Source organism: Hyphomicrobium sp. MC1 (assembly GCF_000253295.1).
Classification (GTDB): Bacteria; Pseudomonadota; Alphaproteobacteria; order Rhizobiales; family Hyphomicrobiaceae; genus Hyphomicrobium_B.
Genome location: NC_015717.1, coordinates 3,913,790 through 3,938,846, shown reverse-complemented (window position 1 = coordinate 3,938,846; position 25,057 = coordinate 3,913,790). Strand labels below are relative to the sequence as shown.

Genomic DNA, 25,057 nt, shown 5'->3' with positions numbered 1-25,057 from the left:
GTTTGCGACGTTGCTGCGCTCGCATTGCGGTCGGTCAATGATGTATCGAAGCGGACGATTACGACCGCTTCCCAGGGACCCTCCGCCTTGCGGACGCGTTGCTGATGGATGCATGAGCATCCGCCATCAAGGATATTTCAGAGAATGAGCGAAGGTATAAGCACGCTCGAGCGTCACATCATCATTGGCGCAGGCCCTGTGGGTTTAGCGATGGCCGCCGCCTTGAAGCACCGCGGCGTTCCCTTCGATCTGATCGACGCCGCGCCAGGCGTGGGTGGCAACTGGCTGCACGGCGTTTATCGTAACGCGCACATCGTTTCGTCCAAAAAGGCGACGGAATATACCGACTACCCGATGCCGGATGATTTTCCGGATTTTCCGTCGGCCGACCAGATGCTCAGCTATCTGACCGATTTTGCGAAGGATCGCGGACTTTACGCCAACGCCGAATTCAATAAGCAGGTCGTTCACGCCGCGCCGGATGACGCCGGTCATTGGACCGTGAAGTTCGCCGACGGTGAGGAGCGGACGTACAAGGGCGTCATCGTCTGCAACGGCCACCATTGGGATAAGCGCTACCCGACGTTCCAGGGCACCTACACGGGCGAGCTGCTGCACTCGAAGGATTATGTCGCTCCGCACCAGTTCGACGACAAGCGCGTGCTTGTCATCGGCGGCGGCAACTCTGGTGTCGATATGGCTGTCGATGCCGGGCGCTTCGGCAAATCGTGCGATATCAGCTTGCAGTCAGGCTATTGGTATTTGCCGAAAACGTTTCTCGGTCGTCCGCTGACGGACCTTCCGATCTGGGGGCTGCCGATCTTCCTGCAGCGCGCGATCTTGAAATCAATCATCGCCATCAGTATCGGCGACTATCGTCGTTACGGTTTGCCGCGTCCCAAACATAAAATTTTTGAGCGTCATCCTGCGTTCGGAACGGATCTGTTGAATGCCATTCGCCTGGGTCGCGTGAAGCCGCGTCCGGCTATCGATCACGTCGATGGCGACACGGTCACATTCGTCGATGGCACGACCGGCACCTACGACATGATCGTTGCGGCAACGGGCTTCAACACCACATTCCCGTTTCTGCCCGAAGGCCTCGTCGATGTGAAGAATAACGTCGTGCAAGTTTACGGCGGCGCATTTCCGCCAGGATTGCGCGGTCTTTATCTTGTTGGCTGGGCGCAGGCGCGCAACGGTTTCGGTCGATTGATCACGCCGCTCTCTGAACTTTACGCACGTATGATCGCCTTACAGGACGAGCTTCAGCTTCCGCTGGGTACACTCATGGAGAGTTCATTCACGCAGAAACTGCCGACGTCCCATCTCGTCGATCCCGAGAAATCCCGGCGCGAAATTAGGCTCGCACACTGGATATTACCGCTTCTTAAACTGCGGGATAAGCGGATGGCTCGTAAAGAAAAGATCAATGCAGATAAAAGTGGATTAGCGGCGCGAGTCTGATTGCGTTTAATCAACGCGTTATTAGTATCCACCCGTTAATAGGGCATTTCAGAAATACCTAGGCCATTCGTGGCCGCTAGTTGATGCATACCAGCGTATCGGTTTGCGCATCGAAATTGTCCAACTGGAACCCCAAATGGGTTGTTGGCGTTAGTGCGTACGATTGGGCCGCTGGGCCTACTGTGACGGGGTTCTAAAAATGAAATCGCAAATCGCTAAGTCCCTCTTGGGCGGAGCTGTGCTCGCGTTGACTGCAAGCGGAAGCGCTTGGGCAGCCGATCTCGGTCCTTACCAGCCTTACAATCCGCCGGCGGCTCCAGTTGTTCAGTATAGTGAGCCTTCGATCTGGCAGGGCGCTTATATCGGTATCAACGGCGGCTACGGCTGGTCGAACTCGACTTTCACGAAGCCCGAAGGCGGCTTTGGCGGTGGTCAGATCGGCTATAATTGGCAGCGTGGCAATTTCGTCTTCGGCTTTGAAGGCGATTTCCAGGGCGCGGATATCAGCGGCAGCGCGTTCGATCAGTTCGGTGACACGGCGCATAGCAGTGTGAACTGGTTTTCGACCGTGCGCGGACGTCTCGGATACGCGAGCGGACCGTTCCTGGTTTATGGCACGGCCGGTCTCGCCGTTGCGGACTTCGATACCAACGTCAACCTCGCAGGCATCGGAAACTTCCGCGACAACGACACCAAGGCTGGCTATGCAGCCGGCGGCGGTGTCGAGTGGGCGTTTGCTCCGAACTGGAGCATGAAGGCCGAGTATCTCTACATGGGCTTCGGCGACGATACGCTCTCGAGCGGCGATCGCATCAACAACGACTTCCAGACCGTTCGCGTCGGCTTGAACTACAAGTTCTGGTAACGCGCCGATCTCGCCTCTCGCTAGCTGTCGCGGCGGCCCATAAGCCGCGCAGCGTCGGCGAGAGGCTCTGCCTTTTCTCCGAACACGTTGAGGGCTGCGATAGCTGCCGCGATCGAACGGTCGAGGTGGCTACGCGCCTTTTTGATTCCGAGCATGCCGATGAGCGTCGCTTTTCCGGCGGCGGCATCCTTGCCGGTAGCTTTGCCCGTATCGGCGCTTGATCCTTCCGCATCGAGCAGATCGTCGCTGATCTGGAACGCAACACCCAGGTGCTCGCCATAAGTCTTCAGCGCCGCGCGTTCCTCCGGCTTCGCACCACCAACGACGGCACCCATCTCGCACGCCGCCGTAATCAGCGCGCCGGTCTTCATCGCCTGCAATCGCATGATGCTTTCGATCGTCGGCGTCGGCTGATTGCTGAGTTTCCCCGCTTCGAGATCGAGTTGCTGGCCGCCGACCATGCCGATCGCGCCTGAGGCGACGGCAAGAATGTGCACGAGATCGGCTCTGATACTCGGATTGCTGTTGCTCTCCGGCCGTCCAACCAGCTCAAAAGCAAATGCCTGCAGCGCATCGCCAACGAGAATGGCGGTCCAGTCGTCATAGGCCTTCCACACTGTCGGGCGGCCGCGCCGAAGCTCGTCATTGTCCATCGATGGCAGGTCGTCGTGCACCAGCGAATAGCAATGGATGCATTCTATGGCTCCCGCAGCCGGGAGTGCCGCTTCCTTGGTCGCGCCGAATAGCGCAGCGCTGTGGAAAACCAGGAAGGGCCGGAAGCGTTTGCCGCCGCCCAGGACGGCATGGCGGATGGCTTCAGCGAGGCGCGCAGGGGTGCCCTCGCTTTCCTGTCGGGCGAGAGCAGCGGTTAAATAGGCTTCGACGACTGTTGCAGAGTTGCCAAGCTGGACAAGAAACTGTGACACTGCCTTATGCTCTCCCCCGAGAATCCGACCACTGCTCAAACATGGCCATGGTTCGGCGATATATGGCACGCGGTTAGCACAACGTGATCGATTGAAGCAAAGCATGGATCGGCCGGACGAGACATCGGGGTTATCTGCCGCGCCGCCTATGAATGTGCCGCAAAGGGCTCCCTCCCGGCCGGCGGAGGCCGAAATGTCGCTGCAGCCGCCGCGGCCGCTGCCTGCGCGCGCCTTTCGGCCTGAGCCGAGCACATCGCCCGCGCCTGCTCTCGCGATGCCTGCGGGCAGCCATGCGCATGCTGCGGCTGGCACGCTCTCGGCAGACGCTATCTTTTCCGAGATTGACGCTGAAGCCTCGTCACGATCGCTCTCAGCAATCGAAACGGCGGCCGCGGAGGCGCTCCGCGAAATCAAGCCCCACAAGCCCCTCGATATTGCCGAACTCGTGCTGCCGTCCCCCACAGCCGCCGCGAGCACCGATCTCGGCCATATGATCCCGCAGCGGATGTTCGAGCCGCATTTCCAGACGCCCCCTCAGGCAGCTTCGGACGGCCTTCGCATCGACACGGCTATGCGCCCCGAACCGCTAAGGGCAGACGACGCGGGAATAGAACCCGCCACCGCTGTAGATCGCCCTCCGCAGCCCTCTGGAAGCGTTTGGGCACTCTTGAAGCGCGGATTGAAGCTGCTGGCCTGGATCGCCATCGGCTGGCTGGCGCTCGTTCTGGCGCTGATCGTGGCTTATCGTTTCGTCAATCCTCCGGCCTCGATGCTGATGCTGCAGCATTGGCTCACCGGCCAGCCCGTGGTCCAGGAATGGGTGCCGTTCGGTCAGATTTCGCCGAACATCGTTCGTGCCGTCATACTCAGTGAAGATGCTCGCTTCTGCCAGCATCCCGGAGTCGATCTCGAAGCGATCGAGGAAGCGATAGAAAACACGGATGGCCGCGCGCGGGGCGGCAGCACGATCTCGATGCAGGTCGTGAAAAACCTGTTTCTGTGGCCGTCCAAGAGTTACGTCCGCAAGGCCATCGAGCTGCCGCTGACCTATCTAACGGAGGTGATCTGGTCGAAGCGCCGGATCATGGAAATTTACCTCAATATCGCCCAGTGGGGGCCGGGCATTTTCGGCATCGGCGCGGCGGCCGAACATCATTTCGATAAGCCAGCCCGAAGCCTGTCGGTCCGGGACGCGGCGCGCTTGGCCGTGTCGCTGCCTAACCCATTGGAGCGAAACGCCGGCCGGCCGGGGCCGGGGCTTCAGCGCCTTGCCAATGCAATCCAAGTCCGGATGCGGCTCGCCCCATCGGGTCAGTTCGCTTGCGTCCTGCCCAGAAGGCCCTATTAAGATGGCTTCGCAGGGGACTGGCTTTTCTCCTCTAACTTGCGTATAAGCCCCGCCCGAGGTACTGAGCGCGCCCAAAACAAGGCGCCGCCGGTTCATCCAGCAATTAAGACGTTCGGCATTTCCGCCGCATGTTCGGCGGCCCGCCCGCATTTGTGGGGTGGGATGTCACTTTTGGAGCAACACTGATGGCAGTTCCACGCAAAAAAACGTCCCCGATGAAGCGGGGGCAGCGCCGTTCGCACGACGCCCTGACCGCCCGGGCGTACGTGGAAGACAAGGACAGCGGCGAACGCCGCCGTCCGCACCACATCGACCTCAAGTCGGGTAAGTACCGCGGCCGCCAGATTCTGCCGCCGGCCAACGAAGAGTAAGTCGTTTCAGCGACGAAAAGGGTTGTGTAGCGCCGGAGCCGAGGTTCCGGCGTGCGTTGCCTTGCGCCGGTCACCGTTGCTTGGCAAACGAGGCGGAGCGTGCCTATAAACCCCGGCCGCGCCCGAGAGTCTGGCTTGCAAAGTCCGGTCTGAGCGAGCTGGCCACGGGGTGATTGAAATCTCAGGAGAGCTTCATGTCGATCAGAGCCCTTCCGCTCTTGGTTCTCGCCTTCCTCCTTTACAACGCGGTCGTAATGACGATGGGACCCGAAGTTCTGACGGACCCCAATCACTACATTTTCCGGATCCATCTCCTGAGCGGCGGCGATTGGAAATTCGGTTGGGGTGACCTCATCCTGCTCGTGACGCTCATCCTGCTCTTCATCGAGATCGTGAAGTCCACCTTCACGACCACCTCGACGCTAATTGATCATGCTTTGTCGATGATCGTCTTCATGGCCGTCGGTGCGGAATTCCTGCTCGTCGCGCAGGCCGCAACGTCGGTGTTCTTCCTGATCCTTGTGGCTTGCTTGATCGACGTGATCGGCGGTTACACGATCGGCATCCGCGTCGCCCGCCGCGATCTCAACATCGGCGCCGACCACTAAGTTTTAGCAATCCGACGATGACGGCGGTACGGAAGGCGGCCCATGCACCCGCCTTCGGTCTGCCGCGCGCCAATGGCGGCCAAGTGTTCACGGCTCATTAACGAAACCGGAATAATTTCCCGATTGTTTCGGCACCTTCCATCTCCGACGAAAGTTGGAAGGCCTGCTGTGAGTAAACCGAGAGCACGCCGTGGTTTCCGCGCCGAATGCTGACGAAAATGGTACCGGCCCGGCTCCAGAGGCTCGGCCGCAGTCAGCCTCGCCAGATAGTCCCGATCCGTTGACTGAGACCGAAGGGCTCGATCTCGTCGGCATCCTGTCGTCGATCGAGGAGACGGCCTACGTCTGGGATCTGACTACCGGCCGCGTCGAGTGGGAAAGCAATGCGGCTGACATCCTCGGCGTCAGAGACATGAGCAAGATCGCGACGGGTGCCGCCTATCACGCTCTGATTGCACCCGAGCATCTGAATTCTCGCCTGGAAGCTTTGTCACGCAGCGTCGGCGCCGACCGCGTACGCGGCGTGCCCTATCGTCTGCAATACCGGCTGCGTCCAAACGGCCAGCGCAGCGAACATGAGATCCGCGTCGAAGATCAGGGCCGCTGGTGGCCCGGCGCCGACGGCCATGCGGCGCGTGCGCGTGGCGTCATTCGCATCATCTCCGAGGAATACCTGGAACAGCAGCGCCTGCTCGTTCGCAACGATCTCGACGAATTGACTGGTCTGCTCAACCGCACGCGCCTGACCGAAGCCTTGGGTGCCGTGCTCGCCCGCGCCGAGCGGCACTATCAGCCGTGCGCCTTCCTGATGATCTCGGTCAACAATTTGGCCGTTATCAACGAGACGTTCGGTATCGAAATCGGCGACCAGGTCATCGCTGCGGTTGGCCGCCGCATTCGCGAAAAGCTGCGCGGCGGAGACGTCATCGGCCGGTATTCGTCCAACAAGTTCGGGATCATTATGCTCGGCTGCGGACAAGGCGCGCTTCGCATTGCCGCCGACCGCTTCATTAAAGCCGTGCGCGAGACCACGATCAAAACCTCAGTCGTCCAATTGTCGGCGACGATCTCTCTGGGCGGCGTCATCATTCCCGACCAAGCGAAATCGGTGCAGGACACGGTGAACTTCGCGCTGCGCGCCCTCGATGTCGCCAAATCGAAACGCTTCGATTGCTTTATCGCGCACGAGCCGTCGCCGTCGGCCGAAGGCAACCGCATGCGCAACAAATCGATCGCCGAGGGCGTCATTGCCGCGCTCGACGACAACCGCATGCGTCTCGTCCTGCAGCCGATGATTTCGACGAAAACCGGCAAGGCCGAGATCTACGAAGCGTTGCTCCGCATGGAGCGTCCCGATGGCAGCCTCGTCTCGGCCGGCGAATTCGTGCCGATCGCCGAGCATCTCGGGCTCTCGCGTCTGATCGACCGCCGGACATTGGAGCTGACGGTCGATCTGCTGAAGCGGCACCGCGAACTGACGCTGTCCGTGAATGTCTCCGGCTTGACCTGTTCCGATCTCGAATGGGTGACGGCGCTGCGCCGTCTGACCCGGGATCGCCCCGACGTGTTGCCGCGGATGATCGTCGAGATCACGGAAACCGTTGCGCTCGAAGAACTCGATCAATCGGTGAATTTCGTCGATACGTTGAACGAGTTGGGCTGCCGTGTCGCCATCGACGATTTCGGCGCCGGTTACACGTCATTTAAGAATTTGAAGCGGCTCAACGTCGACATGGTCAAGATCGACGGCGCCTTCGTCAAAAATCTTGCCGACGACACGAGCGATCAGATCTTCGTCAAGACGATGATCGAACTCGCCAATACGTTCGGTATGGAGACGGTTGCCGAGTGGGTGGGAGACGAGCGCTCTGCCCGTTTTCTGAAGAGCGCCGGAATAACCTACATGCAAGGTTATTATTACGGCATGCCGTTCGACAGCACCGACTACGTCGAAGCCGCCTGACGGTCTCGCCGCGCATTTTCGCAGTCGCTTAGGGACGCGACTGCGAGAGCTTCTCGATCTTCTGCTGCATGGCTGAAAGCTGCGACTTGAGTTCGTCGAGCTCGTTGCGGTCTCCCGTAGATTCTGTCGTCGCGGCTGGCGCGGAAGACGGCTGACCTTCGCCAGGCTTGCCGCTGCCGGGCGACCCGAACGACGCCCACATCGACATGGCCTGCTCGAACATCGCCATGTTTTGGCGAGCCTGCTGCTGATAGAACTCGAAGGCCGCGGCCGGATTGGAAAACGCCGATGCGAACTGCTCGCGGAACCGCGATTGCTCTTTCGCCAGATGCTCGAGGCTGAACTGCAGGTAGCTCGGCACCATCCGCGCGATGCTATCATCGTAAAAACGAATGAGCTGGCGGAGGAACGGAATCGGCAGCAAGGCCTGTCCGCCTTCACGGCTTTCCTGTTCAACGATGATCTGCGTCAGAACTGCGTGAGTAAGATCATCGCCGTTCTTGGCATCGTAAACGACGAAGTCCCGATCGCCGCGAACCATCTTCGCGAGATCTTCGAGCGTCACGTAGGTGCTCGTCTCGGTGTTATAGAGCCGCCTGTTGGCGTACTTCTTAATAACGACCGCTTCTTTTTTAGGCGCCTGCGTTTGAGGATCTGGGTTGGTCAACATCGCGTTCGCGTTCTCTATCGACGGCTTATCAGCGGGTTGCTGCACTGCGGCAGCGTACCACACCCTGGGGGCCCTTCGCCAGACGTTTCTGTCACTCCTTTGGGCGGGCCTGAGCCAGCGCAATTGGGCAGTCTAGGCAAGAGGTCGCAATTGCTGAATATGGCCGCTCACTGCAAACTGTTTTCGTCTTCAGATTGACGCCGTAAAAACTGGCGCAGCAGCAAGGCTTTCGATAAATCTTCACGAAAAAGATTACTCTGCCCAGGGAGGGGCCGCAAATGAGCCAAGACGCTTCGACGATCGTTATTGCGGGTGCCGCGCGTACACCCGTCGGTTCCTTCAACGGAGCGCTGGCCTCGCTGCCGGCCTCGAAGCTTGGAGAGATTGCGATCAAAGCCGCGCTCCAGCGTGCGAACGTGCCGGCAGGCGACGTTTCCGAAGTGATCCTCGGTCAGGTTTTGACCGCCGCTCAGGGCCAGGGCCCGGCGCGTCAGGCGTCGGTCGGCGCCGGCATCCCGGTTGATTCCCCGGCTTGGGGCATCAATCAGATTTGCGGCTCGGGCCTGCGCGCCGTCGCTCTCGGCATGCAGCAGATCCAGACCGGCGCAGCGTCGATCGTCGTCGCGGGCGGTCAGGAAAGCATGAGCCAGTCGACCCACGCCGCGCACATGCGCGACGGCACCAAGATGGGCGACATGAAATTGATCGACACGATGGTAAAGGACGGCCTCTGGGACGCCTTCAACAACTATCACATGGGCACGACGGCCGAGAACGTCGCGCGCCAGTGGCAGATCACGCGTGAAGAGCAGGACAAATTCGCCGTTGCCTCGCAGAACAAAGCTGAAGCCGCGCGCAAGGCTGGCAAGTTCAAGGACGAGATCATCCCCGTCACCATTAAGGGCCGCAAGGGCGACACGGTCGTCGAGCAGGACGAATACATCAAGGACGGCGTCACCTACGATAGCGTCGCCAAGCTGCGTCCGGCCTTCGATCCGAAAGAGGGCACCGTCACCGCCGCCAACGCGTCCGGCATCAACGACGGTGCGGCCGTCGTCGTGCTGATGAGCGCCGAGGAAGCCAAGAAGCGCGGGATCAAGCCGCTCGCTCGCATCGTCTCGTGGGCGACGACCGGTGTCGATCCGTCGATCATGGGCACCGGCCCGATCTCGGCGTCGAAGAAGGCACTCGAGAAGGCCGGTTGGTCGGTCAACGATCTCGACCTGATCGAAGCCAACGAAGCGTTCGCCGCGCAGGCGATCGCCGTGAACAAGGGCCTTGGCTGGGATACCGACAAGGTCAACGTCAACGGCGGTGCGATTGCCATCGGTCATCCGATCGGCGCCTCGGGCGCGCGCATCCTGAACACGCTCGTCTATGAGATGCAGCGCCGCGATGCCAAGAAGGGTCTCGCCACGCTGTGCATCGGCGGCGGCATGGGCGTCGCCATGTGCGTCGCCCGCGACTGAGCCGGATCAAATCCATCGCGCAGCCGCTTGTATTCAAGCGGCTGCGTTTCCATCGACACTCACAATCAGAAAATCTAGGGAGAGACTGCTATGGCACGGGTTGCCCTCGTCACGGGAGGCACGCGCGGCATTGGCCACGCGATTTCGATCGCTCTGAAGAGCGCCGGTTATCGGGTGGCAGCGAGCTACGCTGGTAACGATCAGGCTGCACAAGCCTTTCAGATCGAAACGGGCATTCCCGTCTACAAGTTCGATGTCGGCAACTACGAAGCAACGGAGAAGGCCGTCGCGCAGATCGCGAAAGATGTCGGCCCCATCGACGTGCTCGTGAACAACGCTGGCATCACGCGTGACGTCATGTTCCACAAAATGACGAAGCAGCAGTGGGACGACGTCATCGGCACCAACCTGAACGGTCTTTTTAACGTCACGCGTCAGGTCTGGGAAGGCATGCGCGCGCGCAAGTTCGGCCGCGTCATCAACATCTCGTCCATCAACGGCCAGAAAGGCCAGATGGGCCAAGTGAACTATTCGGCGTCGAAGGCCGGCGACATCGGCTTCACCAAGGCGCTCGCTCAGGAAGGCGCTCGCGCGGGCATTACGGTCAATGTTATCTGCCCCGGTTATATCGCGACCGAAATGGTCAAGGCTGTGCCGCAGGAAGTCCTGGAGAAAAGCATTCTTCCGCAAATTCCCGTCGGCCGTTTGGGCGAGCCGAACGAGATCGCACGCTGCGTCGTGTTCCTGGCGTCCGACGATGCCGGCTTCATCACCGGCTCGACGCTGACAGCCAACGGTGGCCAGTACCTCGCGAGCTAATTCTCGTAGCCGGCCAAAAGATACTCAGAGCGTACCACTTCGTCATGGCCGGGCCGTTTCGCGCCCGGCCATGTTTTTTAAGAGCGACGGTTTGCAAATGGCTGTCGTCCCCGTCAGTTGGACAAATCCGGGAATGGATTGAGGGAAAGCTGCTCCATTTCCCGTCATCCCTGCGCAGGCCGGGAGCCAGCCAAGTTTCCAGCGTGCGCTGATCATTGCCGAGCACTGACCCCTGTCGGCGCGACCGGCGTACTTGATTGCAGCGAGCGCAAAAGAAAAAGGCCCTGGCAGGATGTCCTGCCAGAGCCTTTTTTCGTATCGGAGTTAAATCGGGCCGTTAGCCGCGGAATCGCGAGCGAACGATACGCGGAAATTCATCTTCACTTTCGCCCTGCTGCTGAGCGTAAGCGTTCGCCCCGCGCGGATCGACGCCACGCTGCTCGGGCATGTTCTGGCGGCTTCCTTCGACGTTCCACCAGCGCTCGCCGCCGGCCCCTGGCGCCCCCGGAAGCTGCCCGGAGATCGGCTGTTGCGGAGCCGGAGTCGCCGGCCGCCCGCCGCCATAAGCCTGTTGCTGCTGACGTGCGGTCTGCTGCGGTTGGGCGTGCTGCTGTTGCTGCGGGGCCGAAAACCACGCTTCGATCAGATCGAGCTCATCGGCCGACAGACTGAGGCCCTGGCTGCGGCAGCGCGCGACAACGAAGTTCCGAAAGCGGCTTGCAAACAAGCCCGCTGACGTTCCCTGCTCGAACCACGGATCGCTCTCGCTCACCACGTCGTAGATGAAGCGCAGATCGTCCCGCTTGATGTCGAGGCCGAACTCGCGGGCCCGCTGCGTGATGTTGACGAGCGTCTGCGCACCCTGCAGCCCGTTCGTCGAAATCTCTTGCGACATGACGTCGAAGAGCACTCGATATTCGGCAGGCGCCAGCGCCGGAGCCTGACACGCTTCGTGAATGCGCGCGATGGACTGCTGGATTTGCGTCGCCTGATCGGCATTGCGCGGCGCAGCCGTCACGGTCGGCGGCGGTGCAGGCTGCTGAGCCTGAGCACGCGGCAACTCCCGCCTCGGCTCGGGCTGGTACGTCGGTGCCGGAGCTTGCGACACCGGCCGCTGCGGCATCAACGGGGCAGCCGCCTGCTGAGGAGCGGGTCGCGGCGCGGCCATCGGCGGCGCCGGAGGCGCCGAGGTCCGGTCGATGTAGCGCTGCTGCGGCGCGGGCGCCTGATAAGGGGTGGGCTGCAAGGCCGGAGCCGGTGTAGGAGCCGGCTGAGGCGCTGCAATTCGCGCTGCCGGCGCGAGTGCTGTCGGTTGCGGCTGGGCCTCTATGCGAGCGGGCTCTGGTGCGTATTCGCGGCGCTGAGGCTGTTGCGGCTGTGCCTCGATCCGGGAGGGTTCCGGCGTGTATTCGCGCCGCGGTGGTTGCGCCTGAACCTGCGACGGCTCGGCGCGAACCGGCTCTGGTGCATACTCGCGGCGCGGCGTCGGCTGCGGCTCGACTGCCGGTGCGGCCAACTGCGGAGCAATAAGCCCGGTTGCCGAGATGTGCCGGTTGGCGTCGAACACCGTATAGGGCGGCGTATCGCTCAAATGGATGTCGTCCGGCAGGTCGGCGAGCAGCAGATCGCGGAACGATCCATAGTTGCCCCAGTTCGTTCCGACCGTCTTGTCGCGACCGATGATGCGCACGGCGCGATCCGCAAGCGTTTCCAGCGGTACGGCCTGCGGCGCACTGCGAACGAAATCGACGACCTCAGCCAGGATCGCTTTGCGCGCAGCCTCGACGTCGATGGCCGGTGCAGGCGCCGGAATTTCCCGTGCAGTCTCGCCCGAGATGGCCCGGTTGCTCGTCAGCAGCGCGATGAGATCCGACTCGCGAATTTCGCCGTCGCTGATCGCTGTGTAGGGCTGCGCCGTATGATCGTTCGCGAAGACCACCGTCCGCCGTGCATGCGCACGCAGGCGATGCAGCAACGGCGTGAAATCCGCGTCACCCGACAGGATGATGAACTCGTCGAAATACGTGTCGTGATTGAGAATATCGCGCACGTCCATCACGATGCGGATATCGGCGGAGTTCTTGAGCTGCGCGGTCAGCGGCGGGCAGTCGATCACCTCGAAGCCCGAGCGCAGGAAATGGTGACGGATAAACGGAAACGAATTCATGTCCGTCGAATTGTCGTGCGTATTTCGGCGCGGCACTGGATTGCCGTAGCAGCGGTTCATCACGATCCGGCGTTCGCCCGACAACGCAAATCCGTTCGTCGCGGTGATCAGCTCACCAGATACAATGCCTTGCAGCCACACGCCGCTGTCTTTGGCGAAGCGCTTTGCAGCATCTTCGTTCTTTCGCTTCAGCGACAGATAGATGTTGTCGTAATCGACGAACACCGTTGTAAGGACGGGCCCTAAGGACTCGCGTTTCATGGACTGCAACCCCCGTGAATCGGAACTTGATTCGCAGTCACTATTTGACGAGTCGAAGGCCCCCCACAAGAAGCGGCAGCCCGCTCCTGCACCAAAGAGACAATTAACCCGTGGATGGAGGTCGAGCGCGCCACGCTCTAGGCTGATTGCTCTGGGGATGGCGTGTGGAGATCGTTGAAACGCGTTTGGCTGTTGCCGTTGCGCCGCTTAATCGACAGATGGACGCGACACGGGTGAGAAATCCGGAGCCGTCAACGTGAAGCCCTCGAACGTGAAAGCGGGCGCGACCGTGCAGCCGACGAGCGTCCATTTTCCAAGGCTGCGCGCTTGCTGCCAATGCCCTGCGGGAACAATCGCCTGTGGCCGCTCGCCGTCCGCGAGATTGCTGCCAAGATGGATCTTTTCGATCGGGCCGCCCGTTGGCGAGATTTCGAGCAACAATGGCGCACCGGCATAGAAATGCCAGCCTTCGGCTGCGTCCACCGCATGCCAATGCGAACGTTCTCCGGCTTTGAGTAGAAAGTAGATCGCCGTTGATGCCGCGCGCTTTCCCGGCTCGGCCTTGTCGCGAAAGGTTTCGCGGAAATGCCCGCCCTCGGGATGCGGAGAAAGCTCGAGCAGGGCAATGACGTCATCGCCGGAAAGGTCGGGGTTCATAGCGGTCTTCTCCCGGATGCGCGGGCCCTAGGCCTTATTTTTCAACTGCCGGATGCGCGAGAAAACCTCCCAGTCGGGAGCACCGAGCATTCCGAGCCGCGCCTGAATTGGGCGCGATTGCGGCCTGAGGAATGGGTTCGTTGCCATTTCGAGCCCGATTGTCGTGGGCAGCGTCGGCTTGCCACTTGCGCGCAAGGCTTCGACTTCCGCCGCTCTGACTTTTAGTGCCTCGTTTTCCGGTTCGATCGTCAGCGCAAAGCGGGCATTGTTCAGCGTGTACTCGTGCCCACAGTAGATGTTGGTATCGCCGGGAAGGGCTGCAATTTTCGACAGCGATTCCCACATCATCCTCGGGTCGCCCTCGAAGATCTTGCCGCAACCGAGCGAGAACAGCGTGTCGCCGGTAAAGACAATTCCGTCGTTGGGGAAATAGTAGGTGATGTGGCCGAGCGTATGCCCAGGCGTTTCGAGCACTTGGATCGGATGACCGGCGAAAGACAATTCGCTTTTCGCAGCGACGCCTTGCGTCAAGCCCGGAATTCGGTCGGACTCGGCCTCCGGCCCCGTGACGGGCATGCCGTAGAAAGCTTTCAGCTCTTCGATGCCGCCTGTGTGGTCGGTATGATGATGCGTGATGTAGAGGTGATTGAGCCGCCAGCCGCGCTCAGCCAATGCGGCTTTGACGGCAGCCGCGCTCGGCGCGTCGATTGCTGCTGTTTCACCGGTTTCCGGCTCATGCAGAATGACGCAGTAATTGTCCGTGAGACACGGCAGAAGAACGATATCAAGGGCTCCCATGGCGGGGGACTTTGGTTGGCTCGGCACGCCCTGTCAAACGCAGCGAAACGACGCAGTGAAAATCCGTTTGTTGCGTGTCCGGACTGTCTCTCGATGGTCGGATCGTCTAGAGAGGGTCCGATGCTCAGATTTGATCGAATTACTTAAGCGCCAAGATGCCTCTCGACGCCAAAACCTTGAGAGATTTCTACCGGACCCCGCTCGGGCGGGTCGCCCGGCGCCAGCTGACCTTGGCCATCCGGGAAAGATGGAAACGGGTTAACGGCCTCGCGATCGCGGGCGCCGGCTTTGCATCGCCGTTTCTCGGCACGTTTCGCACCGAAGCCCAGAGCCTTGCCTGCCTGATGCCCGCGCGCCAGGGCGCCATCGTATGGCCGCGCTCGGGCCATTGTCATTCGGTGCTCGTCGGCGACAACCAGTGGCCGCTCCCTGATAATTCGATTGATCGGTTGCTGGCGGTCCATTGCCTGGAGCAATCAGAACGGCCCGGCCCGCTGCTGCGGGAAATCTGGCGGGTGCTGAAGCCGGACGGCCGCGCGCTGTTCGTCGTCCCCAACCGCCGCGGACTTTGGTCGCGGATGGACCGTACGCCCTTCGGTTACGGACTGCCGTTCAGCCGTGGCCAGCTCGAAACGCAATTGACGGATGCGCTCTTTACGCCTGTCGATTGGGGGGAATCGCTCTACTTCCCGCCGGTCAACCAACGCCTGATGCTACGCATGGCGCCTGCGCTGGAGCGCTTCGGCCCGAGTATGTCCATCGGCGTTGCCGGCGTCATACTGGTTGAAGCGACGAAAGAAGTGATGGCGCCCGTCGGCAGCGGCAAACGCGTCGTCACCCAACCTGCGATCCTGAAGCCGGCCGATACGCGAACGACCGCCGGTATTCGCCCTTTCAGGTGAGGGTCGTCGCGGCGGCTTCGGGCTTGGAACCACGCAACAGGAACACGGCCTTTTCCCCGAACAGGTTCTGCATTGACAGCGACCAACGGATCGGAAGCCGCGCACCATAAGCGTTGAAGGCAACGGCCTGCTCGACATCAGCGTTCACTAACGCACAGAGATCGGCAAAATCGCGGATCGTACACAGATGCGCATTTGGCGTCAGATACCAGGCGTCCGGCAGATTGTCGTTGACGGGCATGCGGCCGGTGAACAGCAGCTTCGTGCGCACCTGCCAGTGCCCGAAATTCGGGAACGACACGATGGCCCGCCGACCGATGCGCAGCAGATTTTCGAGCACCGTCTTCGGTTGCCGCGTCGCCTGGATCGTCAGCGAAAGAATGGCGTAGTCGAACGCCTGATCCGGATAGTTGTCGAGATCGCGGTCGGCGTCGCCCTGGATGACGGAAAGTCCGCGCGCAACGCAGGCATTGACCTTGTCGCGCTGCAATTCCACGCCACGACCGTCGACGCCTTTGCGCTCGGTCAGAAGCTGCAAAAGTTCGCCGTCTCCGCAGCCCACATCGAGCACGCGCGAGCCCGCTTCGACCATCTCGGTAATGAGAACGTGGTCGAGGCGCGGTGTTTTCGAGGCGCCGACGATTTTGCCGAGATCCGGGGCATTCATCGCGACACCTCTTTCGGCGCGCTAAGGCCGCGCTTTACCGCGGCGGCATTGAGAAAACCGCGGATCGTCGCGAAGAACGTCGGCTCTTCGAGCAGGAACGCGTCATGTCCCTTATCGCTCTCGATTTCGACGAACGACACGTTGGCGGCAACGGCGTTTAAGGCTTGCACGATCTCGCGGCTTTCCTTCGTCGGGTAAAGCCAGTCGGATGTGAACGAGACGACGCAAAAGCGCGTTTTGGTGCCGCGAAACGCATTCGCCAAGGTGCCACCCGCGCTTTCGCGCATATCGAAATAGTCCATCGCGCGCGTGATGTAGAGATAGCTGTTGGCGTCGAAGCGATCGACGAACGTCGAGCCCTGATGCCGCAAATAGCTCTCGACCTGGAAATCGGCGCTGAACGAAAACGTTTTCTCCGAGCGGTCTTGCAGAGAGCGGCCGAACTTGCGGTGCAAGGCCTCTTCCGAAAGATACGTAATATGCGCCGCCATGCGCGCGACCGCGAGGCCGTTCTTCGGCACCGTGCCCGAGGCGTAATAGTTGCCGCCCTTCCATTCCGGGTCCGCCATCACGGCCTGCCGCCCGACCTCATGGAACGCGATGTTCTGCGACGAGTGCCAGGCGGCCGTTGCGATAGGCGCAGCTGCGAACACGCGATCCTTGTACCGCGACGCCCATTCCAGCACCTGCATGCCGCCCATCGAGCCGCCGATAACGGCAAAGAGCTGATCGATGCCCAGAGAGTCGATGAGCCGCGCCTGAGCCTCCACCATGTCGCCGATGGTGATGACCGGAAAGTTCAAGCCATAGGGCTCGCCGGTTTTGGGATTGATCGAGGCCGGGCCGGTCGAGCCCATGCAGCCGCCGAGAATGTTTGAGCAGATGACGAAGAACCGGTTTGTGTCGATCGGCTTGCCAGGCCCGACAAGCGATTCCCACCAGCCGGGCTTGCCCGTGATCGGATGCTTGCTTGCGACGTACTGGTCGGCCGTCAGCGCGTGGCAGAGCAGAATGGCATTCGATTTTGCGGCGTTGAGTTCGCCGTAAGTCTCATATGCAATTGAAAACGGGGCTAAATCTTGCTGACACGCCAGCCGCAACGGCGCGCTCGCGTCAAAGCGCGCGACCGGGCTCGAAGGCGAATGCACCTCCGAATAGCGCCGCGCAGCCGGAGCGATGAGATCTGGTGGAGCTGCGGTCATGGCTGCGAAAGAAGTCCCAGTGTTAAGGGCGTCGAAAGCGGTCTGGCTGAGCGGCCGATAAAGTCAACTTTAAACTTTGATTTCAAGTGGTGAAGCCCCTATCAATGCGCCCGAAATCCCCAGTTTCGGTCAACAATTTGAGATCTTATATGGTGGCGACTGCTCCAATTGCACGTTCGGGCATACTCGATATCGCAGCCTACGTGCCGGGCGAAAGCAAGGTACCGGGCGGCCTGACCCCTGCCAAACTGTCGTCCAACGAGACGCCGCTCGGACCGAGCCCCGCCGCGATCGAGGCGTTCAAGGCCGCTGCCGGCGAACTGGAGCGTTATCCCGACGGTCAGGCAACCCGCCTGCGCGAAGCCATCGCACGCCGCTACGGCCTCGATATGGCACGCATCGTCTGCGGATCAGGGTCTGATGAGCTGCTGGGTCTTTTGGCGCGCGGCTACCTGGGCCCCGGCGACGAGGCGATTTACACCGCCCACGGATTTCTCGTCTATCGCATCGCCATTCTGACCAACGGCGCGACGCCCGTCGTCGTGCCCGAGCGCGACCTGAAAACCGACGTCGACGCCATTCTCGCCGCCGTCACGCCCAAGACGCGCATGGTCTTCCTCGCCAATCCGAACAATCCGACCGGAACCTACATTCCGATCGAAGAGGTGCGCCGACTGCGCGCTGGGCTGCGCGGCGACATCGTACTCGTGCTTGACGCGGCCTACAGCGAATACGTCAGCCGCAACGACTACGAGGCTGGTATCGAACTTGTCGCGACCACCCCGAACACGGTGATGACGCGCACGTTCTCGAAAATTTATGGTCTCGCGGCGCTACGCATTGGCTGGGCTTATTGTCCGCCGGAAATCGCCGACGTGCTTAATCGCATCCGCGGCCCCTTCAATCTGTCGTCGCCCGCCATTGCAGCAGGCGCCGTCGCGATCGAAGACGTCGCACACATGGAGCGCGCCAAGCACCACAACGACGTCTGGCTACCATGGGTCGAAGGCGAGTTGAGAAAGCTCGGCCTCACCGTCACGCCGAGCGTCGCCAACTTCGTGCTGATGCATTTCCCCGAAGGCAGCGACAAGACCGCGGCAGGCGCCGACGAATTCTTGAAATCGCAAGGCGTCATCGTCCGCAAGGTGGGCGCCTACGGTTTCCCGAATGCGCTCCGCATGACGATCGGCTCAGAGAGCGACAACAAACGCGCTGTCGATGCGCTCGCGCACTACATGAAGGGCGCTGCCTGATGGCCTCCGGAGACAGTGAGACAAAGCCGATGTTCAAGCGCCTGGCGCTCATCGGTATCGGGTTGATCGGCTCCTCCATCAGCCACGCTGCGCGCCGTGCCGGGCTCGTAGGAGAGATCGTCTGCAGCGCGCTAACGCCTGAAGAACGCGAGCGGGCAGAGGTGCTGGGCCTTGTTACGAAGGCTTACGCCGATCCCGTTGAGGCCGTCAGAGGTGCCGATCTCGTCATTCTGTGTACGCCGGTCGGCGCCTTCAAGACTGTCGCCGAGGCGATCGGTCCGCACCTGGAGAAGGGCGCGATCGTCTCAGACGTTGGCTCGGTCAAAGGCGCGGCTATGCGTGACATCGCGCCGAGCATGCCCGATGGCGTGCATTTCATCGCCGGCCATCCGATTGCAGGAACCGAGCAGTCGGGTCCAGACGCGGGCTTTGCCGAACTGTTCGACGGTCGCTGGTGTATCCTGACCCCCGGCCCGGATGCCGACCCGGCCGCGCTCGCAAAGCTTGAAACGTTCTGGCGCAAGCTTGGCTCTAATGTCGAGCTGATGACGCCCGAGCACCACGATATGGTGCTGGCGATCACCAGTCACGTGCCGCACCTCATCGCCTACAACATCGTCAATACGGCAGCACATCTGGAGCGCGTGACGGACAGCGAGGTCATCAAGTTCTCGGCGGCCGGTTTCCGTGACTTCACGCGCATTGCCGCATCGGATCCGGTGATGTGGCGCGACGTCTTTTTGAACAACAAAGAGGCTGTGCTCGAGATGCTCGGCCGCTTTTCGGAAGACCTCGTTGCGCTTCAGCGTGCAATCCGTTTCGGCGATGGGCCGACGCTGGAGAAGACATTCGCCAACGCCCGTGCCATTCGCCGCGGTATCATTCAGGCTGGCCAGGATACGGCGCAGCCCGATTTCGGTAGAAATGCAGCGCGCACCGGCAAGGGATCGGCTTGAGGCCGACCCAAGCGTAATCGTGGCTTACGCCGAGTGCGGCGTGTTCATGAATTGCGCGGTGATGAGATCGGCTTCGACGGCCGCCGCTTCCTGATTGGACGACGCGAGCAGATGCACGTGGACCTCATCGGCGCCGAGCGCTGCCGCATGCTGACGGATCTCGGCCAGGTTCTCCGATGGGCAGTTGTTCGACAACCGGCCGATGGCGAGAACGGCGCGCGTCGAACGATCATTGCGGCGCACGAGGATGTAGTTGGCGTCTTCGAGCGTCGGGCAATCGAACAAGCTGTAGACCGTGTGGACGTAGCGCTTGCCTGACGCGCCGGTCCAGAAGTGGAACCGCGGCGGCTGCTCCGGATACGTCCCGCTGATGCTCACCTGCTGCGCTTCGTCACCGCTCTGACGACGCGCCCGGAAATCGGCAAGCTGAATAATTTCGGCACTCATTACGCATGACCCCTGATCGGCGACTGTCGCCGAATATTGCTCTTGAGACCGTGATACCCCGCATCCCCGTGAAAAATGGTGAACTTTGGTTCGAAAATTTGACGTGCTCGCCCTGATCGCGCCTCGATGGTCAATGAGGTGTTGAGAACAGGAAGAATTGCAAACACTCTGCCTGAGCAGAGAGACGTTTCGCGCGCAATTCTGAATAGGCGTTAGCGAATACGCAGCGCGCCATTCCGGTGCGCGCGAAAAAGTCGTTCCGACATCGTTAATTCTGACGGCTTTAGCCGCAGCGCGAATAATCGCAATTCGTGCACGTCCAGCAGCCCTCGATATGATGGAGGGCGCGCTCGCCGCACTTCGGGCAAATCCGTGCCACCGCCACCTGTGATGCCGTGCCGTCACGCGCCGCTGTCTGCGGGCCGCCGCCCAATCGTTCGATGGCCGCAACGGGTAGGTGCATAGGTTTGGCGTCGCTGCCTTCGGCATCTTCGCGCGTGAGGAAACCGATGTGCAGCATATGCTGTTCGATGACGTTACCGATGGCGGCCAGCAGGCTAGGCACGTAGCGGCCACCCATCCAGCGCCCGCCTTCGGGATCGAACACCGCCTTTAACTCTTCAGCAACGAACGAAACATCGCCGCCGCGGCGGAATACGGCGCTGACCATGCGCGTCAGCGCCACCGTCCAGGCGTAGTGTTCGAGGTTCTTCGTATTGATGAAGATCTCGAACGGCCGTCGTCGTCCGTCGCGAACGATATCGTTGATCGTGACGTAGAGCGCATGCGCGCTCGCCGGCCATTTGATCTTGTACGTTATGCCTTCGAGCGCTGCGTCGCGTTCGAGTGGCTTCGTCATATAGACGACGTCGCCGAATTTCGCCGGGTCTTCCGAAGCACCGACGCTGGAGGTCGGCGCGGGTTTCGCATCGTTTGCCCCTTCCGCTTTGGACAGCACCGCGCCCGTGACTGCATTCGGCCGATAGGTCGTGCAACCCTTGAGGCCAAGCGCAAACGCTTCCGCATAGATATCCCGGAAGTCTTCGAAGGATATGGCTTCAGGCGTGTTGATCGTCTTCGAGATGGCGCTGTCGACGTAGGGCTGCATCGCTGCCTGCATCGCCACGTGTTCGGCGGGCGACAATGTTTCAGCCGTCACGAACGCATGCGTCAGTGGCGCATTCTCGCCGAACTGGGCGCGGAACTTCCGGTAAGCGTAATCCTCGACGGTTTCTTCGCTCGCCGTCGCCCCATCGCCGAGGATGCGCCGCTGGTAGACGAAATCGAACACCGGTTCGATGCCGCTCGAAACATTGCCCGCGAGCAGCGAGATCGTGCCGGTCGGCGCGATCGAAGTCAGGCAGCCGTTGCGGATGCCGTTGGTCGCAATCACCGCGCGCACATCCTTGCCGAGACGCTCGACATTGGGCCGCGCGAGAAAAGCGCTGGCGTCGTACAGCGGAAACGCGCCTTTCTCAGCGGCCAGCGCTGCACTGGCGCGATAGGCGGCATTCTGGATAATCGCCATCCATTCGGCCGCCTTCTCGCGAGCAGCCAAGCTGCCATACGAAAGGCCGAGGAAGATCAGCGCATCTGCAAGCCCCGTGATGCCGAGGCCGATGCGCCGTTTCGCGCGCGCCTCTTGCGCCTGGGCTTCGAGCGGATAGCGCGAGATGTCGATAACGTTGTCGAGAAAGCGAACGGCGGTTGCAACGCGCGCTTCGAGCTTTTGGCGATCGACGCGCGCGTCCGGCGAGAATGGTTTCTCCACGAAACGGGCAAGATTGATCGAACCGAGAAGGCAGGCCCCATAAGGTGGCAGCGGCTGCTCACCGCACGGGTTCGTCGCCGAGATTGTCTCGCAATAGGCAAGATTGTTGGCCGCGTTTATCCGGTCGATGAAAATGACGCCGGGCTCTGCGTAATCATACGTCGCCCGCATGATCTTGTCCCAAAGGCCCTTGGCGTCGATCGTCTTGTAGACCTTGCCTTCGAAAACGAGTTCCCAAGGCGAGCCGCGTTTCACGGCCTCCATGAAGGCATCGGTCACGAGAACCGAAAGATTGAAATTCCTGAGCCGCAGCGGATCGGATTTCGCTGCGACGAAAGCTTCGATATCGGGATGATCGCAGCGCAGTGTCGCCATCATCGCGCCGCGGCGCTGGCCCGCCGACATGATCGTGCGGCACATGGCGTCCCAGACGTCCATAAAGCTGACCGGTCCCGACGCATCTGCGCCGATGCTTTTGACGGTCGCGCCGCTGGGGCGAAGCGTCGAGAAATCATGCCCGATGCCGCCACCGGCCTGCATCGTCAGCGCGGCTTCTTTAACGCTTTCGAAAATGCCGGAAAGATCGTCAGGGATTGCGCCGAGAACGAAGCAATTGAAGAGCGTAACGTTGCGGTCCGTACCGGCCCCGGCCAGGATGCGACCGGCCGGCTGAAAGCCGAAATCGGCCATCGCATCGTAAAAGGCAGCGCCCCACTTCGCTTGCGTGGCGCTGTCGGCTTCCGCCGATGCTGCAGCCTTGGCTACGCGCCGGAAGGTGTCTTCGATCGTCTCATCGCCAGCCGCTGTCGGCGACCCGGCAAAGCGATACTTGCGCCGCCAAATGGCGTCGGAAATCGCGGGCAGAGCTGATAAAATCGCAGACATCGGGGACACCGGGATATAGGCGTTGCCAACCAATCTTCAATGCGTGTTCACTATATGTTCCCGGGTTCGCCAAGTCAATCGCTCAAATAAAATAACCGCGGCCGACGACAGCCGCGGTCCCATCTTTGGAATCGTTGCGCGCCCAAAGAGGCGAGCCGACCTTAGTCCTTCATCTTGCGGTAGACGATGGCGCCGACGCTGATGAGCAAGGCGACAGCCGTGAGGCTAGCCGGCCCATCGATCTCGGGCGCAGGAGCCGGACCACCGCCTCCCTCGCCACCGCCGCCAAAGCACCACGGACCAATGCAGAAGGCGAACGCGCTGTTAGCCCAGAGCATCGCGACAGCAAACGTCGCGAGAGCTGCTTTGATTTTCAACATACGCACTCCTCAAAATAAAACTCCCCGCCAGACCATTAGAAAGCATTTGCTTCCAATTGTAATGGTTAGCGGAAAAACAATTGGTCGTATGGTAAGCACCGCCTTCGATGGGCCTGGAATTTGCGGTCAACGGCAATTGAAAAAGCCCGCCGATCTGGCGGGCTTTGCGGCGAACGTTTATCTCGGGAAGGCTGATCGCCTCAAAGTTTGCAGAGCGTCGCTTCGCCGTAGCACGAATAGCCGATCGCCTCCGAGTTGCACTTATAGTGGCGGGGACCGAACGAATATCCCGGCGTGCCGTTGCCCGAAACCCAGGTGAAGTAAATGTTCCAGTCGGTCGCTTGCAGAAGCGCGGCATCGACCTGGAAATGTGCAAGCCCTTCCGTGAGCGCAACGCCCTGGGCGGCTTTCTTGAAACACTGCTTGGCTTCGGCCGGAGCGGCGGCCATAGCGACGCCTCCGACGGCAAGAATGGCCCACATCAACCGGGCGGAAGTACGCATTGGATGGCTCCATGATTGCTGAAACGATCAGACGTAAGATCGTGCCACAGCGATGAGAACGCCGTGCATAACAAATCGCAACCACACCGACGATTTTCACCGCGTTGCGGCATCGGCACATCAGGCGGTTGGATAAAATGTGGAAAACCTATGCGGCTTGAGCCGGATTCTGCGTCTTCGCCAGGGGCGGCGGCGAGGGACTGCGTGCCGCTTCCTCAATAAGTCGCATGCTCGCGGTTTCGATGGCCGTCTCGATCTTTTTGCGAAACTCTGCGCGTGGTAATCCCGGCGGCAGTGGCGGCAGGAATTCCACGACAATGGTGCCCGGATAGCGCCAAAGACTGCGGCGCGGCCAGAACAGCCCGGAATTGAGCGCCAGGGGCACGGTGACGACGCCGAGCGCTTCATAAAGAGCTACGTAGCCGGGCTTATAGTCGGGCGCCGCACCCGGAATGGTCCGCGTCCCCTCCGGGAAAATCACGACCTCGCGGCCGATGCTGATCCTCTGCCGGGCGTCCCGGATCAGGGCTTTGAGCGCCGCCGAGGCTTTCTCGCGCTTGACCAGGATGTGCTCGAACTTGATGCAAAACCAGCCGTAGAATGGAATCCATTTCAACTCGTCTTTCAGCACGATCGCCGGATCACGAAAGAGCGAGATGAGCCCGAATGTGTCCCATGCCGATTGGTGCTTTGAAATGACGAGGCAGCCCGTCTTCGGCAGATTTTCGTGTCCACGAACTTCGAGTTTGGTGCCGCAGATGAGGCGCAGCAGCCAGACGCAGGTGCGGCCGTGAACTTCGAGACCTTTCATCGCCCATGGCCGTGGCCCGATGAGCAGCCACGAGCCAAGCACGAGATAGAGCGCCGTCACGATGTAGAACACGACGAAATAGATCAGCGATCTGATGATAACCAAAGCGCCAGGCCCGGCTGCTACTGAATTAGCCATCGGCGCGCTTATCCGGCATAATCGCAACAGACCGCCCGTCGCTCCAGTTCATGATCCTCTGCGCCGTAAGGCGGGCGACGGCGGGGAGAAATTTCAAATATTCCGAAATGAGCACGCGCGTGGTGGTCGGATGCAGCCACCAGGCGGTTTCCGGGAACCGCCGCGGCGTTACCGCATAGGGAAGCAGCGTCACGCCCGGCATGGCGAGCGCCAGCTCGGCGAGACTACGGGGCATGTGGTAGCGTGACGTCACGATGATCAATCTCGTATAGCCGTTCGAGTTGGCCCAGGTTCGGGTTTCGTCAGCGTTGCCGACCGTGTCGAGCGCTTCATAGCCGAGATCGACGCAACAATTGAAGATCTGCTTATCGATGCCGAGCAGCCTCTGCATCTCTTCGCGACTGACCTTGCGGTTGACGCCGGAAATCAGCATCCGCTTGGCGCGGCCCTCGCTCATGAGCTTGGCGCCGGCCTCGATGCGATTGTCCCCGCCCGTCAGCACCACGATGCCGTCGGCCTTGTCCCAGCCCGTTGCGTCGTCGCGTGTCACGGAAACCGCAAACAGCACGAACCCGAACACGAGCGCAGCCGTGCCGAGCGCCAGCATCAAAACGAAGGCCTTAGAAATCCTTGTCATGGTTGGAATGTTGGTTCGATCTCGCGCGCCGGACTGCTGCTTGCCAAGGCGTCGGACTCTAGCCGATTTCGGACCGGATAGGCAGCCGTCTCCTCCGGCTGAGCCTGACGCTGTGC

The 25,057-nt window shown here is 61.0% G+C and carries 24 protein-coding genes; 11 read left to right on the top strand and 13 right to left on the bottom strand.

Translation table 11 applies throughout. From position 1 onward, the window contains the following. Positions 1–144: 144 nt before the first annotated feature. Complete coding sequence (locus tag HYPMC_RS18920) at positions 145–1,467, top strand: NAD(P)/FAD-dependent oxidoreductase (RefSeq protein WP_013949689.1); 1,323 nt, start codon at positions 145–147, stop codon at positions 1,465–1,467. Between the two features lie 199 nt (positions 1,468–1,666). After that, positions 1,667–2,332, top strand: a complete 666-nt coding sequence (locus HYPMC_RS18915; protein WP_013949688.1) for an outer membrane protein — start codon at positions 1,667–1,669, stop codon at positions 2,330–2,332. 20 nt (positions 2,333–2,352) lie between these two features. Here the strand turns inward: HYPMC_RS18915 and HYPMC_RS18910 are convergent, their stop codons facing one another. Next, on the bottom strand, positions 2,353–3,258 hold the full coding sequence (locus tag HYPMC_RS18910; protein WP_013949687.1) for a polyprenyl synthetase family protein: 906 nt from the start codon (positions 3,256–3,258) through the stop codon (positions 2,353–2,355). Between the two features lie 193 nt (positions 3,259–3,451). Here HYPMC_RS18910 and mtgA point away from each other — a divergent pair, with 193 nt between their 5' ends. The 4 genes from mtgA to HYPMC_RS18890 all read left to right on the top strand — a co-directional run bounded on the left by mtgA (position 3,452) and on the right by HYPMC_RS18890 (position 7,548). Continuing rightward, positions 3,452–4,606, top strand: coding sequence for a monofunctional biosynthetic peptidoglycan transglycosylase (gene mtgA, locus HYPMC_RS23875; RefSeq protein WP_013949686.1), 1,155 nt, complete (start codon positions 3,452–3,454; stop codon positions 4,604–4,606). Between the two features lie 185 nt (positions 4,607–4,791). Further along, a complete protein-coding gene (gene rpmF, locus HYPMC_RS18900; protein ID WP_013949685.1) occupies positions 4,792–4,977 on the top strand; it encodes a 50S ribosomal protein L32 in 186 nt (61 codons plus the stop codon). 194 nt (positions 4,978–5,171) lie between these two features. After that, complete coding sequence (locus HYPMC_RS18895; protein ID WP_013949684.1) at positions 5,172–5,585, top strand: hypothetical protein; 414 nt, start codon at positions 5,172–5,174, stop codon at positions 5,583–5,585. Between the two features lie 190 nt (positions 5,586–5,775). Continuing rightward, positions 5,776–7,548 (top strand): bifunctional diguanylate cyclase/phosphodiesterase, encoded by a 1,773-nt coding sequence (locus tag HYPMC_RS18890; protein ID WP_013949683.1) that lies wholly within the window; start codon positions 5,776–5,778, stop codon positions 7,546–7,548. A 28-nt stretch (positions 7,549–7,576) separates the two neighbouring features. Here the strand turns inward: HYPMC_RS18890 and phaR are convergent, their stop codons facing one another. Beyond that, on the bottom strand, positions 7,577–8,218 hold the full coding sequence (gene phaR, locus HYPMC_RS18885; protein WP_024276462.1) for a polyhydroxyalkanoate synthesis repressor PhaR: 642 nt from the start codon (positions 8,216–8,218) through the stop codon (positions 7,577–7,579). Between the two features lie 278 nt (positions 8,219–8,496). On the opposite strand from phaR, the gene HYPMC_RS18880 reads away from it, so the two are divergent. Together HYPMC_RS18880 and phbB are read left to right on the top strand one after the other, a co-directional pair. Continuing rightward, entirely contained in the window at positions 8,497–9,687 is a 1,191-nt protein-coding gene (locus HYPMC_RS18880) for an acetyl-CoA C-acetyltransferase (protein ID WP_013949681.1), read from the top strand. A 90-nt stretch (positions 9,688–9,777) separates the two neighbouring features. After that, entirely contained in the window at positions 9,778–10,506 is a 729-nt protein-coding gene (gene phbB, locus HYPMC_RS18875; RefSeq protein ID WP_013949680.1) for an acetoacetyl-CoA reductase, read from the top strand. A 337-nt stretch (positions 10,507–10,843) separates the two neighbouring features. On the opposite strand, the gene HYPMC_RS18870 is transcribed toward phbB, so the two are convergent. The 3 genes from HYPMC_RS18870 to gloB all read right to left on the bottom strand — a co-directional run bounded on the left by HYPMC_RS18870 (position 10,844) and on the right by gloB (position 14,389). After that, complete coding sequence (locus HYPMC_RS18870; RefSeq protein WP_013949679.1) at positions 10,844–12,934, bottom strand: NYN domain-containing protein; 2,091 nt, start codon at positions 12,932–12,934, stop codon at positions 10,844–10,846. A gap of 207 nt (positions 12,935–13,141) precedes the next feature. Next, entirely contained in the window at positions 13,142–13,591 is a 450-nt protein-coding gene (locus HYPMC_RS18865) for a cupin domain-containing protein (RefSeq protein WP_013949678.1), read from the bottom strand. 27 nt (positions 13,592–13,618) lie between these two features. Further along, on the bottom strand, positions 13,619–14,389 hold the full coding sequence (gene gloB / locus HYPMC_RS18860) for a hydroxyacylglutathione hydrolase (RefSeq protein WP_013949677.1): 771 nt from the start codon (positions 14,387–14,389) through the stop codon (positions 13,619–13,621). Between the two features lie 155 nt (positions 14,390–14,544). On the opposite strand from gloB, the gene HYPMC_RS18855 reads away from it, so the two are divergent. Then, entirely contained in the window at positions 14,545–15,291 is a 747-nt protein-coding gene (locus tag HYPMC_RS18855; RefSeq protein ID WP_013949676.1) for a class I SAM-dependent methyltransferase, read from the top strand. Here the strand turns inward: HYPMC_RS18855 and metW are convergent. Further along, positions 15,284–15,958, bottom strand: coding sequence for a methionine biosynthesis protein MetW (metW, locus tag HYPMC_RS18850; RefSeq protein ID WP_013949675.1), 675 nt, complete (start codon positions 15,956–15,958; stop codon positions 15,284–15,286). The genes HYPMC_RS18855 and metW overlap by 8 nt on opposite strands. Next, positions 15,955–17,160, bottom strand: a complete 1,206-nt coding sequence (locus HYPMC_RS18845; RefSeq protein ID WP_013949674.1) for a homoserine O-acetyltransferase — start codon at positions 17,158–17,160, stop codon at positions 15,955–15,957. Before HYPMC_RS18845 ends, metW begins: the two co-directional genes overlap by 4 nt. A gap of 149 nt (positions 17,161–17,309) precedes the next feature. Between HYPMC_RS18845 and hisC the strand changes: the two genes are divergently transcribed. Beyond that, positions 17,310–18,413 (top strand): histidinol-phosphate transaminase, encoded by a 1,104-nt coding sequence (gene hisC, locus HYPMC_RS18840; protein ID WP_013949673.1) that lies wholly within the window; start codon positions 17,310–17,312, stop codon positions 18,411–18,413. Further along, positions 18,413–19,369 (top strand): prephenate/arogenate dehydrogenase family protein, encoded by a 957-nt coding sequence (locus HYPMC_RS18835; protein WP_013949672.1) that lies wholly within the window; start codon positions 18,413–18,415, stop codon positions 19,367–19,369. Before hisC ends, HYPMC_RS18835 begins: the two co-directional genes overlap by 1 nt. 24 nt (positions 19,370–19,393) lie before the next feature. Here HYPMC_RS18835 and HYPMC_RS18830 read toward each other — a convergent pair whose 3' ends face one another. The 6 genes from HYPMC_RS18830 to HYPMC_RS18805 form a co-directional block, all read right to left on the bottom strand. Further along, on the bottom strand, positions 19,394–19,816 hold the full coding sequence (locus tag HYPMC_RS18830) for a hypothetical protein (protein ID WP_013949671.1): 423 nt from the start codon (positions 19,814–19,816) through the stop codon (positions 19,394–19,396). Between the two features lie 283 nt (positions 19,817–20,099). Next, on the bottom strand, positions 20,100–22,472 hold the full coding sequence (locus HYPMC_RS18825; protein ID WP_013949670.1) for an adenosylcobalamin-dependent ribonucleoside-diphosphate reductase: 2,373 nt from the start codon (positions 22,470–22,472) through the stop codon (positions 20,100–20,102). A 161-nt stretch (positions 22,473–22,633) separates the two neighbouring features. Continuing rightward, complete coding sequence (locus tag HYPMC_RS18820) at positions 22,634–22,852, bottom strand: hypothetical protein (RefSeq protein ID WP_013949669.1); 219 nt, start codon at positions 22,850–22,852, stop codon at positions 22,634–22,636. A gap of 200 nt (positions 22,853–23,052) precedes the next feature. After that, the gene (locus HYPMC_RS18815; protein ID WP_013949667.1) at positions 23,053–23,355 is read right to left on the bottom strand and encodes a hypothetical protein; all 303 of its coding nucleotides are present in this window, start codon (positions 23,353–23,355) and stop codon (positions 23,053–23,055) included. Between the two features lie 148 nt (positions 23,356–23,503). Further along, positions 23,504–24,304, bottom strand: a complete 801-nt coding sequence (locus HYPMC_RS18810) for a 1-acyl-sn-glycerol-3-phosphate acyltransferase (RefSeq protein ID WP_013949666.1) — start codon at positions 24,302–24,304, stop codon at positions 23,504–23,506. Further along, entirely contained in the window at positions 24,297–24,941 is a 645-nt protein-coding gene (locus HYPMC_RS18805) for a YdcF family protein (RefSeq protein ID WP_013949665.1), read from the bottom strand. The genes HYPMC_RS18810 and HYPMC_RS18805 overlap by 8 nt, the downstream gene beginning before the upstream one ends. Between the last annotated feature and the right edge of the window lie 116 nt (positions 24,942–25,057).

Coding starts and splice junctions, on each gene's coding strand:
- HYPMC_RS18920 (WP_013949689.1), top strand. CDS start 145: ATGAGCGAAGGTATAAGCACGCTCGAGCGTCACATCATCATTGGCGCA.
- HYPMC_RS18915 (WP_013949688.1), top strand. CDS start 1,667: ATGAAATCGCAAATCGCTAAGTCCCTCTTGGGCGGAGCTGTGCTCGCG.
- mtgA (WP_013949686.1), top strand. CDS start 3,452: ATGTCGCTGCAGCCGCCGCGGCCGCTGCCTGCGCGCGCCTTTCGGCCT.
- rpmF (WP_013949685.1), top strand. CDS start 4,792: ATGGCAGTTCCACGCAAAAAAACGTCCCCGATGAAGCGGGGGCAGCGC.
- HYPMC_RS18895 (WP_013949684.1), top strand. CDS start 5,172: ATGTCGATCAGAGCCCTTCCGCTCTTGGTTCTCGCCTTCCTCCTTTAC.
- phaR (WP_024276462.1), bottom strand. CDS start 8,218: ATGTTGACCAACCCAGATCCTCAAACGCAGGCGCCTAAAAAAGAAGCG.
- HYPMC_RS18880 (WP_013949681.1), top strand. CDS start 8,497: ATGAGCCAAGACGCTTCGACGATCGTTATTGCGGGTGCCGCGCGTACA.
- phbB (WP_013949680.1), top strand. CDS start 9,778: ATGGCACGGGTTGCCCTCGTCACGGGAGGCACGCGCGGCATTGGCCAC.
- HYPMC_RS18870 (WP_013949679.1), bottom strand. CDS start 12,934: ATGAAACGCGAGTCCTTAGGGCCCGTCCTTACAACGGTGTTCGTCGAT.
- HYPMC_RS18865 (WP_013949678.1), bottom strand. CDS start 13,591: ATGAACCCCGACCTTTCCGGCGATGACGTCATTGCCCTGCTCGAGCTT.
- gloB (WP_013949677.1), bottom strand. CDS start 14,389: ATGGGAGCCCTTGATATCGTTCTTCTGCCGTGTCTCACGGACAATTAC.
- HYPMC_RS18855 (WP_013949676.1), top strand. CDS start 14,545: ATGCCTCTCGACGCCAAAACCTTGAGAGATTTCTACCGGACCCCGCTC.
- metW (WP_013949675.1), bottom strand. CDS start 15,958: ATGAATGCCCCGGATCTCGGCAAAATCGTCGGCGCCTCGAAAACACCG.
- HYPMC_RS18845 (WP_013949674.1), bottom strand. CDS start 17,160: ATGACCGCAGCTCCACCAGATCTCATCGCTCCGGCTGCGCGGCGCTAT.
- hisC (WP_013949673.1), top strand. CDS start 17,310: ATGGTGGCGACTGCTCCAATTGCACGTTCGGGCATACTCGATATCGCA.
- HYPMC_RS18835 (WP_013949672.1), top strand. CDS start 18,413: ATGGCCTCCGGAGACAGTGAGACAAAGCCGATGTTCAAGCGCCTGGCG.
- HYPMC_RS18830 (WP_013949671.1), bottom strand. CDS start 19,816: ATGAGTGCCGAAATTATTCAGCTTGCCGATTTCCGGGCGCGTCGTCAG.
- HYPMC_RS18825 (WP_013949670.1), bottom strand. CDS start 22,472: ATGTCTGCGATTTTATCAGCTCTGCCCGCGATTTCCGACGCCATTTGG.
- HYPMC_RS18820 (WP_013949669.1), bottom strand. CDS start 22,852: ATGTTGAAAATCAAAGCAGCTCTCGCGACGTTTGCTGTCGCGATGCTC.
- HYPMC_RS18815 (WP_013949667.1), bottom strand. CDS start 23,355: ATGCGTACTTCCGCCCGGTTGATGTGGGCCATTCTTGCCGTCGGAGGC.
- HYPMC_RS18810 (WP_013949666.1), bottom strand. CDS start 24,304: ATGGCTAATTCAGTAGCAGCCGGGCCTGGCGCTTTGGTTATCATCAGA.
- HYPMC_RS18805 (WP_013949665.1), bottom strand. CDS start 24,941: ATGACAAGGATTTCTAAGGCCTTCGTTTTGATGCTGGCGCTCGGCACG.